Below are 14,316 nucleotides of genomic sequence, written 5' to 3'. Positions count from 1 at the left end.
TGAGACCTTGCCGGTCACGGGCTCAGTCGCGCGCCTGCCACGTGCAGATGCAGGCCTCGTTGCCCTCGACGTCCGCGAGCACCCAGAACGCCGGTGCCCGGGAGTCGGAGACGAGGTGGCCGCCCGCCGCGATGGCCGCCGTGACACGGGCTTCGGCCTGGTCGTGCGGGACGGAGACGTCGAGGTGGATGCGGTTGCGCTGGGGGCGCGGCGCATCCATCTGCTGGAACCAGACCGGCGGGCCGTACCCCGCAGGGTCCGTGAGGCCCAGGCCCTCGTCCTCGGGCGGCGCCTCGGCGTAGCCGAGCACCGCGCGCCAGAACGGCCGGACCGCAGGCCGGTCGAGGGCGTCGACCGCGATCTCGACCTCGAGCAGCCCGTCGGTCTCGGCCGGGTGCTCGAGCTCCTTGGCCACGAGGGAGATCCGGCGGGCCAGGGTCACGTCGCGCCGGCTCAGCCCGCCCACGTCGTGCGAGGAGACCCGCACCGTGACGGTCGCGTAGCGCAGGTCGACGTCGGGGTGGTGGTTCATGCCCTCGGCCAGCTCGCCGATCGCGTCGACGAGCTCGACCCCGGCCGTGAACGAACCGGTGCGGAAGCGGGTCTGCGCGGTGCCCAGGACGACGCGCCAGTCCTCCACCCCGTCGCTGTCGTGGAACTGTCGGGCGGTGATCGCGTCGCTCATGGCTGCTGCTCCGGTGCGGTTCGGCGCGGACGGTGGGCGTTCCTCGTCCACTATCCCGCAGCCCGGACCACGCCGCCAGCACTCGCGACCGCGGGTGCCGAGCACGGGGTCGTGGTCGTTCCGACCGGCAGAACGGCCCCCACCCCGTGCTCGACCGCGCGCAGCCCCCTACTCGAGGATCGCCCCGCGCGAGGCCGACTGGACGAGCTTGGCGTACTTGGCGAGCACTCCCCGCGTGAACGTCGGGGCGAGGGGCTCCCACCCGTCCTTGCGGGCATCGAGCTCGGCCGGGTCGACCAGCAGGTCGAGCGTCTTGCGGGCGACGTCGAGGCGGATACGGTCGCCGTCGCGCACGAACGCGATGGGCCCGGCGTCGACGGCCTCGGGGGCCACGTGCCCCACGCACAGCCCGGTCGTCCCGCCCGAGAAGCGGCCGTCGGTCAGGAGCAGCACGGTCTTGCCGAGCCCCGCGCCCTTGATGGCTCCCGTGATCGCGAGCATCTCGCGCATGCCCGGCCCTCCCTTGGGCCCCTCGTACCGGATGACGACGACGTCGCCGTCCGTGATGGTCCCGTCCTCGAGGGCGTCGAGCGCCGCACGCTCGCGCTCGAACACGCGGGCCGTGCCCTCGAACACGTCGGAGTCGAAGCCGGCCGACTTGACCACGGCTCCCTCGGGCGCGAGCGAGCCACCGAGGATCGTGATGCCTCCCGTGCGGTGGATGGGGTTGTCGAGGGCCCGCAGGATCTTGCCGTCGGGGTCGGGGGGCGCCAGGTCCGCGAGGTTCTCACTCACCGTCCGTCCCGTGACCGTGAGCGCGTCGCCGTGGATCAGCCCCGCGTCGAGCAGCGCCTTCATCACCACGGGCACGCCGCCGATGCGGTCGACGTCGTTCATGACGTACCGGCCGAAGGGCTTGAGGTCACCCAGGTGCGGGACCTTCGCGGCGACCCGGTCGAAGTCGGCGAGGGTCAGCTCGACCTCGGCCTCGTGCGCGATCGCGAGCAGGTGGAGCACCGCGTTGGTCGAGCCACCGAACGCCATGACGACCGCGATCGCGTTCTCGAACGCCTTCTTGGTCATGATGTCGCGCGCCGTGATGCCGCGGCGCAGCAGCTCGACGACGGCCTCGCCCGAGCGGTGCGCGAAGTTGTCGCGGCGGCGGTCCGCCGAGGGCGGGGCGGCTGAGCCGGGGAGCGACATGCCCATGGCCTCGGCGACCGACGCCATGGTGTTCGCGGTGTACATGCCCCCGCACGCGCCCTCGCCCGGGCAGATCGCGCGCTCGATGCGGTCGAGGTCCTCCCGGCTCATGAGCCCGCGCGAGCACGCACCGACGGCCTCGAACGCGTCGATGAGCGTGACGTCCTTCTCGGTGCCGTCGGAGAGCTTGACCCAGCCCGGCATGATCGAGCCCGCGTAGAGGAACACGCTCGCGAGGTCGAGGCGGGCGGCTGCCATGAGCATGCCCGGGAGCGACTTGTCGCACCCGGCGAGCAGCACCGACCCGTCGAGACGCTCGGCCTGCATGACGGTCTCGACCGAGTCCGCGATGACGTCGCGCGACACGAGCGAGAAGTGCATGCCCTCGTGACCCATCGAGATGCCGTCGGACACCGAGATGGTGCCGAACTGCAGCGGGTACCCGCCGCCCGCGTGCACACCTTCCTTGGCTCCCTGCGCGAGCCGGTCGAGCGACAGGTTGCACGGCGTGATCTCGTTCCACGAGCTCGCGATGCCGATCTGGGGCTTGACCCAGTCCTCGTCTCCCATGCCGACGGCGCGGAGCATGCCGCGCGAGGCCGTGGCCTCGATGCCGTCGGTCACCGTGCGGGAACGGGGCTTGATGTCGATGTCGTCGCTGGCCATACCCGAGTATCTCCTCACGGGGGGGCGGCGGGCCACAAGGCACGGCAGTCATGGCGCCGTCGGGGGCCACGTGGGTCGTCACGGAGCAGTCCGAGGAACAGTGCTGACGCGCGTCCCGCCCTGACCGCGCGCCTCGGGTCCGCCCCGGCCCGCACCGCCCCGCGCACGACGACGGGCCCGCACCCAGCAGGGGTGCGGGCCCGTCGTCCTACCGGGGTCGGGTCAGCGCCGCTTGAGGAGCGACACGTCGCGCACGGCCCCGCGGTCGGCCGAGGTCGCCATCGCGGCGTAGGCCTGGAGCGCCGGGGACACGTAGCGGTCGCGGTCGACCGGCTGCCACGGGTTCTCGCGCGCCTCCATCTTGGCGCGGCGCTCGGCGAGGACCTCGTCGGCGACGTTGAGGCGGATGAGGCGCGTGTCGACGTCGATCTCGATCTCGTCGCCGTCCTCGACCAGGCCGATCACGCCGCCGGCCGCGGCCTCGGGAGACACGTGCCCCACCGAGATGCCGCTCGAACCACCGGAGAACCGCCCGTCGGTGATGAGCGCGGTCACCTTGCCGAGGCCGCGTCCCTTGATGAACGAGGTCGGGTAGAGCATCTCCTGCATCCCGGGTCCGCCTGCGGGACCCTCGTACCGCACGACGACGACGTGGCCGGGCTGGACCTGCTTGGTGAGGATCTTCTCGACGGCCTCGTCCTGCGACTCGCAGACCAGCGCCTTGCCGACGAAGTGGAACACGTCGGGGTCGACGCCCGCGGTCTTGAAGACCGCGCCGTCCTCGGCGAGGTTGCCGCGCAGCACGGCCAGGCCACCCTCGACCGTGTAGGCGTTCGCGAGGTCGCGGATGCACCCGTTCTCGGCGTCGGTGTCGAGGGTCTCCCACCGGTTCGACGTGGAGAACGCCTGCGTCGTGCGCACCCCGCCGGGGGCCGCGTGGAACAGCTCGACGGCCCGTTCGGTGGCCTGGCCACCACGGATGTCCCAGTCGTCGAGCCACGCGCGCAGGGTCGGGGTGTGCACCGAGGTCACGTCGTGGTCCAGGAGCCCGGCACGGTCGAGCTCGCCCAGCAGGGCCGGGATGCCGCCCGCGCGGTGGACGTCCTCCATGTGGAAGCTCGGGTGGTTGGGCGCGACCTTGGACAGGCACGGGACCTGGCGGCTGATGCGCTCGATGTCGGTCAGGTCGAAGTCGACCTCGCCCTCCTGGGCGGCGGCGAGGATGTGCAGGACCGTGTTGGTCGAGCCGCCCATGGCGACGTCGAGCGTCATGGCGTTGGCGAAAGCGGCCTTGGTCGCGATGCTGCGCGGCGCGGCCGAGTCGTCCTCGTCGTCGTAGTAGCGGCGCGCGAGGTCGACGATGGTGCGGCCGGCCTCGAGGAACAGCTCACGGCGTGCGGAGTGCGTCGCGAGCGTCGAGCCGTTGCCGGGCAGCGAGAGCCCCAGGGCCTCGGTCAGGCAGTTCATCGAGTTGGCGGTGAACATGCCCGAGCACGAGCCGCACGTCGGGCAGGCGTTCTCCTCGACCTGGGCGAGGGCCGCGTCGCTCACGTTGTCGTCGGCGGCGTAGTTGATCGCGTTGACGAGGTTGAGGGGGGTCTTGACGATGCCGTCGGCCACGACGGCCTTGCCTGCCTCCATGGGGCCGCCCGAGACGAAGATGACCGGGATGTTGAGGCGCAGCGCGGCGTTGAGCATGCCGGGCGTGATCTTGTCGCAGTTGGAGATGCACACGAGCGCGTCGGCGCAGTGCGCGTTGACCATGTACTCGACCGAGTCGGCGATGAGGTCGCGGCTGGGCAGCGAGTAGAGCATGCCCGCGTGGCCCATCGCGATGCCGTCGTCGACCGCGATGGTGTTGAACTCCTTGGAGACGCCGCCGGCCTCGCGGATCGCCGACGCGACGAGGTCGCCCATGTCCTTGAGGTGGACGTGGCCGGGTACGAACTGCGTGTACGAGTTCGCGATCGCGATGATCGGCTTGCCGAAGTCCTCCGAGCCCATGCCGGTGGCGCGCCAGAGCGCGCGGGCACCGGACATGTTGCGGCCGTGGGTGGACGTCCGAGAGCGCAGGGGGCGACTCATGGCGGTTCAGCTCCTTCACGTGGTGCTGCGGCCTGGGAGGTGACCGCCCGGACACACTACGCCCGCGTCGGGGAGACGTCGTCGGTCGTCCGGCTCGTGGTCCACGGAGGGGCAGCGCTCCCACCGGGACCGGGATGTGCGATCCCCCTACGTAGCACCACCCATACGGGAAAACCCGTCAATCTGCCCAAAAGGTTGCAGCCGACTTCACCCGGGTGGGAGGTTGGCAGGGCTGCCCCGGTAGTGCACCGCACGCCGTCCACCCGCCGTCGCGTGCCGTCGCTCCGACGGTCGTGCCGGACCGCGGCCCTCGCAGCCAGACCTCCTCACCATCCTCCGGCGACCCCGGTGCCTCCGGCGCCCCGCGCCCCACCGGAACAGCCCCATCGACCAGGGAGACCCGACCACATGAGCCAGGCCACCGCCGCGACGAACCGGAGCGCCCGCTCCACCGCGACCGACCCCGACCCGTCCGACACCGACGCCCTGACGACCACCTCCGCAGCACGCGCCGGGGACGAGCGTGTCGTGACGAGCCCCGCCGCGCGCGGTGCCCTCGCGGTCCTGCGCGTCGCGATCTCGTTCGTCTTCCTGTGGCCCGTGCTCGACAAGACTCTGGGCCTGGGCTACGCGACGCCGTCCGAGCGGGCCTGGCTCAACGGCGGCTCGCCGACCACGGGCTACCTGTCCTCGCTCGAGGGCCCGCTCTCGGGGCCCTTCGTCGAGATGGCGGGCCCGGCCACCGACTGGCTCTTCATGCTGGGTATGGGTCTGACGGGTCTCGCCCTGCTGCTGGGTGTGGGGACGCGGATCGCCGCGGTCTCGGGCACGCTCCTCATGGCGCTGCTGTGGGTCACGACGTGGCCCGTGGCCGCGGGCTCGAACAACCCGGTCGTCGACGACCACGTCGTGACGGCTCTCGTCGTGATCGTCGTGGCCGCGACCCGCGCGGGCGAGACGTTCGGCCTGGGCCGGGTCGCGGCGCGCGTGGGCGTGCCGGCCTGGATGCGCTGAGCCCCTGCCCGACGGCGGAGCGCGCCCGGGTGCGTCGGTGCACCCGGGCGCGCTGCGTCGTCGGGGCGCGTGCGTCGCCGCAGGGCGAGCGTCACGCGACCGCCGCAGCCTCCTCCTGCTCGTCCGCGTGGCGGATGTGGCGCGTGACCCACGGGGCGATCGCGAACAGGATCAGCGCGAACACCATGGTGATGCCGCCCACGGCACCGAAGTACGCGGTGTCCGAGGCGCCCTCGGTCACCTGCACGATCTGGGCCGTGATGGCCTGCCCCGCGGCCGGCGCGAGGAACCACAGCGCCATGGCCTGGCTCCGGAAGGCCCGGGGGGCGAGCAGGGTCGTCGCGGCGAGCCCCACGGGCGACAGGCACAGCTCGCCGAGCGTCTGGATGACGTACACGGACACGAGCACCCACGCGGGCGCCTTCTCGTCGGCGAAGATCGCCGACGCTCCCGCGAGCCACACGAACGACAGCGCCGCCAGGGTCAGGCCCATCGCGAACTTCACGGCCGTCGGCGGGCGGTCCTTGGTCTTGACCCAGATCCACGCGAACACCGGCGCCAGGACCACGATCGAGAACGGGTTCACGGACTGGAAGAAGGCCGGCTCGATCGGGACGCCGAAGAACGAGAGCTCGGTGCGGTTCTTCGCGAAGCTCGAGAGCGTCGTGGCCGCCTGCTCGAAGATCATGAAGAACAGCATCGCGGCGACGAACAGCGGGATGTAGGCGGTGAGGCGTGAGCGTTCGGGGGCCGTGACCTTGGGCGAGCGGAACATCACGATGAAGTAGGCGATGGGGGCCGCGAACGCGACGTAGGACAGCGTGTCGATGAACGTCGAGATCCCGAACGCCCCCGAGACCGCCCACGCGACGAGCGTCGCGACGACGAGCCCCGCGAGGATGACGAGCCCGATCCGCACGAGCTTGGGGTACTCCTCGGGGTGGATCGGGTTCGGCACCGAGTCGCCCGCGCCGCCCAGGTACTTGCGCCCCGCGACGAAGAACACGAGGGCGATGGCCATACCGACCGCAGCGACCGCGAAGCCCGCGTGGTACCCCCACTGCCGGTTCACGAACCCGACGATGATCGGGGAGACGAGCGAGCCCAGGTTGATGCCCATGTAGAAGATCGAGAAGGCCGAGTCACGACGCGGGTCGTTGCGCGCGTACAGCTCGCCCACCATGGACGACACGTTGGGCTTGAGCAGACCGGTGCCGAGCGCGACGAGCGCGATGCCCAGCATCGAGAAGCCGGCCCCCGGGATCGTCAGGGAGACGTGCCCCGCCGCGATGACGATGCCGCCGTACAGGACCGAGCGCCGCGAGCCGATGACCCGGTCCGCGAGCCAGCCGCCGACGACCGACAGCAGGTACACGCCCGTGCCGTAGATCGAGACCAGGGCGAGTCCCGTGACCTCGTCGAGCGCGAGGCCACCGTTCGCGATGGAGTCCGTCAGGTAGAAGAGGAGGATGGCCCGCATCCCGTAGTAGCTGAACCGTTCCCACAGCTCGGTGGTGAACAGGGTCATCAGCCCGATCGGGTGCCCGAAGAAGGCGTGGTCGCGCGGGATCCGCCCCGCTGCGGCGGCCGTCTCGGCCTCGAGCCGGGGATCCGGGAGGTCGGGCTGGACGGGCCTCTCGTCGTTACCGCTCATGGATCGATGCTGCCACCGGCCGTGCCCACCGGCGACTGCTGGGTGCCCGACGAGACGCATCTGCGCGGGGCCGTGGGACACCGGCTAGCGTGGGCGGATGCCCTCCCCCGCACCGACCGTCCTGTGGTTCCGTCGCGACCTGCGCCTGGCCGACAACCCGGCCCTCGGCGAGGCCGTGGGCGAGGCGCGCGCGGAGGGGAGCGACGTCGTCGGGCTGTACGTGCTGGACCCCGTCCTCTGGGCGAGCGCCGGACCCGTGCGGCAGGCGTACCTGGCCCGCAGCCTGCGTGCGCTGCACACCGCGACGGGCGGTCGGCTCGTGGTGCGCCACGGCGACCCGCGCGCGGTCGTGCCTGCGGTCTGCGCCGAGGTCGGCGCCCGGAGCGTCCACGCCGCGGCGAGCTACGAGCCCTACGGTCGCCGCCGCGACGACGAGGTCGAGGAGGCGCTCGCAGCCACCGGCGTGCGGCTGCGTCGCACGGGGTCGCCCTACGCGGTCGCACCGGGCCGCGTCCGCACGCAGGGCGGGACGCCGTTCCAGGTCTTCACGCCGTTCCGCACGGCGTGGCTCGAGCACGGGTGGCGCGCGCCCGCTCCCCTGCCCGACGACGTCGCGTGGGCCGCGCTCGCGTCCGACGGTCTCCCGGACGCCCCCGAGCCGGGGGCGCGGCTGCCCGAGGCGGGCGAGGCCGCGGCCCTCGACCGCTGGCACGCGTTCCTGGCCGACGGCCTCGCGGACTACCCGACGGACCGCGACCGCCCGGACCTCGCCGGGACCTCGTACCTGTCCCCCGCGCTCAAGTGGGGCGAGGTCCACCCGCGCACCCTGCTCGCCGACCTCGCCTCGGCCGTGCGCTCTGGTGCGGTGCCCGGCGAGGCCGCCACGACCTACCGTTCCGAGCTCGCGTGGCGCGAGTTCCACGCCGACGTCCTGTTCCACCACCCGGGCGCCGCGAAGCGGTCGCTGCGCACGGTGGTCCCCGAGGACGCGTGGGTGACCGGCGCCGCCGAGGACGCGCTGCTCGACGTCTGGCGCGAGGGGCGCACGGGCTACCCCGTGGTCGACGCCGGGATGCGCCAGCTGCTCGGCACCGGGTGGATGCACAACCGCGTGCGCATGATCGTCGCGTCGTTCCTCGTCAAGGACCTGCACGTGCGCTGGCAGCGCGGCGCCGAGCACTTCATGGCGCACCTCGTCGACGGCGACGTGTCGCAGAACCAGCTCAACTGGCAGTGGGTCGCCGGGACCGGGCGCGACGCCGCGCCCTACTTCCGGATGTTCAACCCCGTCACGCAGGGCCAGAAGTTCGACCCCGACGGCGCGTACGTGCGCGAGTGGGTCCCCGAGCTGCGCGGCATCGCCGGCAAGGCCGTGCACGAGCCCTGGAAGCTGGCCGGTGCCGCGCCCGGGTATCCCGAGCGGGTCGTCGACCACGCGGTCGAGCGCAAGGTGTCGCTCGAGGACTTCGAGCGCGGCCGGGGATGAGGCCTGGACATGGCAGGACGGGCGCGACCCGAAGGTCACGCCCGTCCTGACAGACGGTGAGGAGGTTCCTCAGAGCCCCGCGCGGAACTCGTCCTCGAGGATGCTCATGACGACCGCGTCCGCCCAGCCGTCGCCGTCCCGGAACGCGTCCCGGAGCCGGCCCTCCTCGCGGAAGCCCAACGACTCGTAGAGCATGCGCGCCCGCGGGTTGATGCTGAGCACGTCGAGGCTCACCCGGTGCAGGTGCGGCCCCTCGGGGTGGTCGAACGCGAAGCGCAGCACCTCGAAGATCGCCTCGCGCCCGTACCCGCGCCCGCGGTAGTTGGTGAGCAGGACCAGGCGGAGGTTGGCCGAGAGCGCGTGCTCGTCGATGTCGTTGAGGACGATCTCGCCGATCATCTCGTCGCTCACGAGCTGGCCGTCGCGCTGGGCCGCCGAGGTGATGGCCCAGTCGTAGCGGCCCTCACGGTCGCTGACCGTGGCCGCCCACTGGTCGATCTGCTCGCGCGTGAACTCCGCCGTGGTCCCCGTGAGCCGGTTCGACTCCGGGTCCTGCACGGACTCCCACATGCGCTCGGCGTCGCGAGCCTCGATGGGTCGCAGGCGCATCATCTCGCCGTAGAGCTCCGGTCCGCGCGTCACGCGACCACCTCCGTCGTCCTCGGGTGCACGGATCAGCCGATCCGCTCGATGACCAGCTCGCGGACACGCCCGGCGTCAGCCTGGCCCTTGGTGGCCTTCATGACCGCACCGATGATCGCACCGATCGGCCCCATGTTGCCCGAGCGCACCTTCTCGACGATGTCGGGCTGCGCCGCGAGGGCTGCGTCGATCGCGGTGAGGAGCGCGCCGTCGTCCGACACGACCTCCAGGCCGCGTGCGACCACGACCGCCTCCGGGTCTCCCTCGCCCGCGAGGACGCCTTCGAGGACCTGGCGGGCCAGCTTGTCGTTGATGCGCCCCGAGTCCACGAGGGCCTGGAGCTGCGCGATCTGCGCGGGCGTGACCGCGATCTCCGCGAGCTCGGTCTCGCTCGTCTTGGCGTACCGGGCGAGCTCGCCCATCCACCACTTGCGCGCGGCCGCGGGGCTCGCACCGGCCGCGACGGTCGCCTCGATGAGGTCGAGCGCGCCCGCGTTCACGACGTCGCGCATCTCGGCGTCGGCGTAGCCCCACTCGCCCTGGAGACGGTTGCGGCGGGCCACGGGCAGCTCGGGCAGCGTGGCGCGGATCTGCTCGACCCAGTCACGGCTCGGGGCGACCGGGACCAGGTCCGGCTCCGGGAAGTAACGGTAGTCCTCGGCGTCGGACTTCACGCGACCCGCGGTCGTGATCGACGTGTCCTCGTGCCAGTGGCGCGTCTCCTGGATGACCGTGCCGCCCTCGTCGAGGACCGCGGCCTGGCGGGAGACCTCGTAGCGGACGGCGCGCTCGATCGAGCGGAACGAGTTCACGTTCTTGGTCTCGGTACGCGTACCGAGGGGCGACTCGGGGGTCGCGCGCAGCGACAGGTTCACGTCCGCGCGGACGTTGCCGCGCTCCATGCGCGCCTCGGACACGTCGAGCGCACGGAAGATGTCGCGCAGCGTCTGGACGTACGCGCGAGCGACCTCCGGGGCGCGCTCGCCCGCGCCCGTGATGGGGCGCGTGACGATCTCCACGAGGGGGATGCCCGCACGGTTGTAGTCGACGAGCGAGTACTCGGCGCCATGGATACGACCGGTCGAGCCACCCACGTGGGTGTTCTTGCCGGCGTCCTCCTCCATGTGCGCGCGCTCGATGTCGACGCGGAAGATCGTGCCGTCCTCGAGCTCGACGTCGAGGTAGCCGTCGAACGCGATGGGCTCGTCGTACTGCGACGTCTGGAAGTTCTTGGGCACGTCCGGGTAGAAGTAGTTCTTCCGGGCGAAGCGGCACGACTCGGCGATCTGACAGTTGAGCGCGAGCCCGATCTTGATCGCGTACTCGACGGCCTTGCCGTTGACCACGGGCAGCGCACCGGGCAGGCCGAGGCTCACCGGGGTCACCTGCGTGTTGGGCTCGCCGCCGAACTCGACCTCGGCCGCGCAGAACATCTTGGTCTTGGTGCCGAGCTCGACGTGCACCTCGATCCCGATGACCGGGTCGTAGCGGCGGACGGCCTCGTCGTAGTCGACCAGGTCCACGGTTGCGTGTGCGCTCATCGCGCGACCTCCAGCTCCGGGGCCTTGGCCAGCAGCGGCCCGCCCCACGTGTTCTCCAGGGCGGCCTCGAGGGCGGCACCCACGCGGTACAGACGGTCGTCGGCCTTGGCCGGCGCGAGGATCTGGAAGCCGACGGGCAGGCCGTCGTCCGAGAGTCCGTTCGGCAGCGACATGCCGGGGACGCCCGCGAGGTTCGCGGGGATCGTCGCGACGTCGTTGAGGTACATCGCGAGCGGGTCGTCGAGCTTCTCGCCGAACTTGAAGGCCGTGGTCGGGGCCGTCGGGGAGACCAGGACGTCCGCCTGCGCGAACGCCGCGTCGAAGTCCCGCTGGATGAGCGTGCGGACCTTCTGCGCGCTGCCGTAGTAGGCGTCGTAGTAGCCCGCCGAGAGGGCGTACGTGCCCAGGATGATGCGGCGCTTGACCTCGTCCCCGAAGCCCTGGCCGCGGGTCGCGGACATGACACGCTCTGCGGTGACGGGGCCGTCCTCGGGCTCGACGCGCAGGCCGAAGCGCATGCCGTCGAACTTGGCGAGGTTGCTCGACGCCTCGCTCGGCATGATCAGGTAGTAGGCGCCGAGCGCGTACTTGAAGTGCGGGCACGAGACCTCGATGATCTCGGCGCCGAGCGAGCGCAGCAGGTCGAGCGACTCCGCGAAGCGCGCGCTCACGCCCTCCTGGTAGCCCTCGCCCGAGAGCTCGGAGACCACGCCGACGCGCAGGCCGCGCAGGTCGCCGATCGCACCCTGGCGGGCCGCGTCGACGAGCAGCGGGAGGTCCTCGTTGATCGAGGTCGAGTCGCGGGGGTCGTGGCCGCCGATGAGCTCGTGCAGGAGCGCCGAGTCGAGGACGGTGCGCGTGACGGGACCCGCCTGGTCGAGCGAGGACGCCATGGCGATGAGGCCGTAGCGGGAGACGCCGCCGTAGGTGGGCTTGACGCCGACCGTGCCGGTCACGGCGCCGGGCTGACGGATCGAGCCGCCCGTGTCGGTGCCGATCGCGAGGGGGGCCTCGTACGCGGCGACGGCCGCTGCCGAACCACCGCCCGAGCCGCCGGGGATGCGGTCGAGGTCCCAGGGGTTGTGCGTGTTCCCGTAGGCCGAGTGCTCGGTCGAGGAGCCCATGGCGAACTCGTCCATGTTCGTCTTGCCGAGGATCGGCAGGCCCGCGGCACGGATGCGCTCGACGAGCGTCGCGTCGTACGGAGGGATCCAGCCGTCGAGGATCTTGGAACCGGCCGTCGTCGGGAGGCCCTTGGTGACGACGACGTCCTTGACGGCGATCGGCACGCCCGCGAGCGGGTGCAGGTCCTCGCCCGCAGCGCGCCGCGCGTCGACGTCACGAGCGGTCGCGAGGGCGTCCTCGGTGCTCACGTGCAGGAACGCGTGGACCGCGGGGTCGACGTCGCCGATGCGGTCGAGGTGCGCCTGCGTCGCCTCGACGCTGCTCACCTCGCCCGAGACCAGGTGCGCGGCGAGGTCCGCGGCGCTCAGCCGCGTCAGGTCGTTGCTCATCATTCCTCCCCGAGGATCTGCGGGACGCTGAAGCGTCCGTCTTCGCTGGCCGGTGCTGCGGCGAGGACGTCCTCGACGGGCAGGGGCGGCACGGGGACGTCGTCACGGAAGACGTTGGTCAGCGGCAGCGGGTGGCTCGTGGCGGGGACGTCGGGAGTGGCGACCTCGCTCACCTGGGCGATCGCATCGACGATGACGTCGAGCTCGCCGGCGAGGCGGTCGAGCTCCTCGGGCCGGAGGTCGATGCGGGCCAGCACGGCGACGCGCGCGACCTCATCACGGGAGATGGTGGACATGGGGGCCAGTCTAGTGCCCGACGACGGCGCTCACCGGGGCGTCCCGGCCCGCCGCGCGGCGGGTCCCGCGGGTCAGGTCCGCGACTCGTGCCGGCGGGGCTTGAGGCGGTCGGGCGCGTCGTGCGCCGAGGTCCACTCGCACGTGAACGACCCGCGATACCCGAAGAGGAACCCGAACCGGTCGTTCGTCACCTCGAGGTCGACCCGGAACACCTCGTCGGTCTCGTCGTACCACTCGTGGAGGTGGGCGCGGCCGCTCAGCAGCAGAGGGAACCGGAACCCCAGGGGGCCTTCGTAGAACCGTTGCGCGCCGGACGTGAGGAGCAGGCCACCCCGGTCGTCGGCGCGCAGGTCGAGGTCGACCGCGAGATGCTGGTGCGTCCCCAGGTAGTCGACCACCGTGTCCCCCGCGAGGACCATGGTGGCGTCGAACCGGCGCCGACGACCGCGGATCACGTACTCCCGGACGAACGTCACGGTCTCCCGGCCGAGCGGGTCGCGGTACGGGTAGTTCTCGATCGTGAACGGCACGTCCAGGCCTGTGTCGGGGACCAGGATGTTACGGAGCCGACCGAGCTGGAGGAACGGCACGGTCCACCAGGGACCGCGCCGGACCTCCGACATCACCCCGCGGCCGGTGCACGCCTCGCCGCTGTCGAGCCCGACCGCGAACCTGCGCTGCAGCATGGGGTGCAGACGGGCGAAGTCAGGGCCCATGGCCCTCTGGAACATGGACGTCATGGGGCTCCTCTCGGCGCCGGGAGGGAGGCCAGGGCGGACGGCGCGTCGCGCAGGTGGTCGTCCCGTCGCCTGCCGTGGGCGGGCGCACGGCGGCAGCGGGCGGCACGAGGCCGCTCGGGACGCCAGAACCACAGGACGCTGACGAGCGGCCACCTCTCGGGAGACTCACCGCGCTCGGCCCAGACGCGCAGGCGGTCGAAGCTCCACGCGGTGGCCCACCCGAGGACGGGTCGGGCGACGTGGTCCAGGAGCCTGCCCCAGCCTGGGGCGTAGTCGTAGCCCGTGATGAAACGGACGCCGTCGCCGTCCGGCACGTAGCGCCAGTAGCCACGCCCCGACCGGATGGGGGACCACAGGTCCGTCGTCGCGAAACGCAGCGCGGAGGTGCGCGAACCGTCCCGGCCGCTCGTCTCGCCGATGCTCACGCCGTCCCCGGCCACGGTACGGAAGGGGACCCGCCGGGTATAGATGAAACGCATGGCCCCGGCGTCGGTCGGTGAGGTCGGCACGATCTCTGAGAACCGGACGTCCCAGCGGACGTGCTGCACGGGGTCCTGCGTGAGCTCCCAGACCGTGTCCAGAGGAGCAGCGATGCGCACCTCGACGTAGATCCCGGTCATGCGTGCAGGCTAACGGTCGAGCCGTCGTCGACGCCGCACGCCAGGGCGTGTCCGAGGGTGAGGCCGGTCGACGCGCGATGTGGTCCGGGTATGCCAAAGGCCCACCCCGTGAGGGGTGGGCCTTTGGTGAATGGTTGTCCGGCGGCGACCTACTCTCCCACCCCGTCTC

At 71.9% G+C, this 14,316-nt stretch carries 12 protein-coding genes; 2 read left to right on the top strand and 10 right to left on the bottom strand.

From position 1 onward, the window contains the following. Positions 1-22: 22 nt before the first annotated feature. From H9640_RS00060 to ilvD (H9640_RS00050), 3 genes are all read right to left on the bottom strand, one after another. Positions 23-685: a VOC family protein gene (locus H9640_RS00060; RefSeq protein ID WP_191788723.1), complete on the bottom strand. Its 663-nt coding sequence runs from the start codon at positions 683-685 to the stop codon at positions 23-25. Between the two features lie 168 nt (positions 686-853). Further along, positions 854-2,554 carry a dihydroxy-acid dehydratase gene (gene ilvD, locus H9640_RS00055; RefSeq protein WP_191788722.1) on the bottom strand — a complete coding sequence of 567 codons (1,701 nt, stop codon included), beginning with the start codon at positions 2,552-2,554 and terminating at the stop codon, positions 854-856. Between the two features lie 222 nt (positions 2,555-2,776). Beyond that, entirely contained in the window at positions 2,777-4,639 is a 1,863-nt protein-coding gene (gene ilvD, locus H9640_RS00050; protein ID WP_191788721.1) for a dihydroxy-acid dehydratase, read from the bottom strand. 408 nt (positions 4,640-5,047) lie between these two features. Between ilvD (H9640_RS00050) and H9640_RS00045 the strand changes: the two genes are divergently transcribed. Beyond that, positions 5,048-5,653 (top strand): DoxX family protein, encoded by a 606-nt coding sequence (locus H9640_RS00045; RefSeq protein WP_225226503.1) that lies wholly within the window; start codon positions 5,048-5,050, stop codon positions 5,651-5,653. Between the two features lie 91 nt (positions 5,654-5,744). Here the strand turns inward: H9640_RS00045 and H9640_RS00040 are convergent, their stop codons facing one another. After that, positions 5,745-7,307 carry a peptide MFS transporter gene (locus H9640_RS00040; RefSeq protein ID WP_191788720.1) on the bottom strand — a complete coding sequence of 521 codons (1,563 nt, stop codon included), beginning with the start codon at positions 7,305-7,307 and terminating at the stop codon, positions 5,745-5,747. 97 nt (positions 7,308-7,404) lie between these two features. Between H9640_RS00040 and H9640_RS00035 the strand changes: the two genes are divergently transcribed. Beyond that, positions 7,405-8,793 (top strand): cryptochrome/photolyase family protein, encoded by a 1,389-nt coding sequence (locus H9640_RS00035; protein ID WP_191788719.1) that lies wholly within the window; start codon positions 7,405-7,407, stop codon positions 8,791-8,793. A 69-nt stretch (positions 8,794-8,862) separates the two neighbouring features. Here H9640_RS00035 and H9640_RS00030 read toward each other — a convergent pair whose 3' ends face one another. The 6 genes from H9640_RS00030 to H9640_RS00005 all read right to left on the bottom strand — a co-directional run bounded on the left by H9640_RS00030 (position 8,863) and on the right by H9640_RS00005 (position 14,147). Then, complete coding sequence (locus H9640_RS00030; protein WP_307824168.1) at positions 8,863-9,435, bottom strand: GNAT family N-acetyltransferase; 573 nt, start codon at positions 9,433-9,435, stop codon at positions 8,863-8,865. Positions 9,436-9,467: 32 nt separating this feature from the next. Next, positions 9,468-10,976, bottom strand: coding sequence for an Asp-tRNA(Asn)/Glu-tRNA(Gln) amidotransferase subunit GatB (gatB, locus tag H9640_RS00025; RefSeq protein ID WP_138823671.1), 1,509 nt, complete (start codon positions 10,974-10,976; stop codon positions 9,468-9,470). After that, positions 10,973-12,490, bottom strand: coding sequence for an Asp-tRNA(Asn)/Glu-tRNA(Gln) amidotransferase subunit GatA (gene gatA, locus H9640_RS00020; protein ID WP_191788718.1), 1,518 nt, complete (start codon positions 12,488-12,490; stop codon positions 10,973-10,975). Before gatA ends, gatB begins: the two co-directional genes overlap by 4 nt. Continuing rightward, entirely contained in the window at positions 12,490-12,786 is a 297-nt protein-coding gene (gene gatC, locus H9640_RS00015; RefSeq protein ID WP_030152198.1) for an Asp-tRNA(Asn)/Glu-tRNA(Gln) amidotransferase subunit GatC, read from the bottom strand. Before gatC ends, gatA begins: the two co-directional genes overlap by 1 nt. 72 nt (positions 12,787-12,858) lie before the next feature. Further along, positions 12,859-13,527, bottom strand: coding sequence for a DUF4166 domain-containing protein (locus H9640_RS00010; RefSeq protein WP_191788717.1), 669 nt, complete (start codon positions 13,525-13,527; stop codon positions 12,859-12,861). Further along, complete coding sequence (locus H9640_RS00005) at positions 13,524-14,147, bottom strand: SRPBCC family protein (protein ID WP_191788716.1); 624 nt, start codon at positions 14,145-14,147, stop codon at positions 13,524-13,526. Before H9640_RS00005 ends, H9640_RS00010 begins: the two co-directional genes overlap by 4 nt. Between the last annotated feature and the right edge of the window lie 169 nt (positions 14,148-14,316).

It is taken from the genome of Oerskovia gallyi (assembly GCF_014836745.1).
Classification (GTDB): Bacteria; Actinomycetota; Actinomycetes; order Actinomycetales; family Cellulomonadaceae; genus Oerskovia; species Oerskovia paurometabola.
This window is presented reverse-complemented; position numbering and strand designations above follow the sequence as displayed.

Excerpts from the sequence above, each read along its gene's own strand:
- H9640_RS00060 (WP_191788723.1), bottom strand. The coding sequence starts at position 685 with ATGAGCGACGCGATCACCGCCCGACAGTTCCACGACAGCGACGGGGTG.
- ilvD (WP_191788722.1), bottom strand. The coding sequence starts at position 2,554 with ATGGCCAGCGACGACATCGACATCAAGCCCCGTTCCCGCACGGTGACC.
- ilvD (WP_191788721.1), bottom strand. The coding sequence starts at position 4,639 with ATGAGTCGCCCCCTGCGCTCTCGGACGTCCACCCACGGCCGCAACATG.
- H9640_RS00045 (WP_225226503.1), top strand. The coding sequence starts at position 5,048 with ATGAGCCAGGCCACCGCCGCGACGAACCGGAGCGCCCGCTCCACCGCG.
- H9640_RS00040 (WP_191788720.1), bottom strand. The coding sequence starts at position 7,307 with ATGAGCGGTAACGACGAGAGGCCCGTCCAGCCCGACCTCCCGGATCCC.
- H9640_RS00035 (WP_191788719.1), top strand. The coding sequence starts at position 7,405 with ATGCCCTCCCCCGCACCGACCGTCCTGTGGTTCCGTCGCGACCTGCGC.
- gatB (WP_138823671.1), bottom strand. The coding sequence starts at position 10,976 with ATGAGCGCACACGCAACCGTGGACCTGGTCGACTACGACGAGGCCGTC.
- gatA (WP_191788718.1), bottom strand. The coding sequence starts at position 12,490 with ATGAGCAACGACCTGACGCGGCTGAGCGCCGCGGACCTCGCCGCGCAC.
- gatC (WP_030152198.1), bottom strand. The coding sequence starts at position 12,786 with ATGTCCACCATCTCCCGTGATGAGGTCGCGCGCGTCGCCGTGCTGGCC.
- H9640_RS00010 (WP_191788717.1), bottom strand. The coding sequence starts at position 13,527 with ATGACGTCCATGTTCCAGAGGGCCATGGGCCCTGACTTCGCCCGTCTG.
- H9640_RS00005 (WP_191788716.1), bottom strand. The coding sequence starts at position 14,147 with ATGACCGGGATCTACGTCGAGGTGCGCATCGCTGCTCCTCTGGACACG.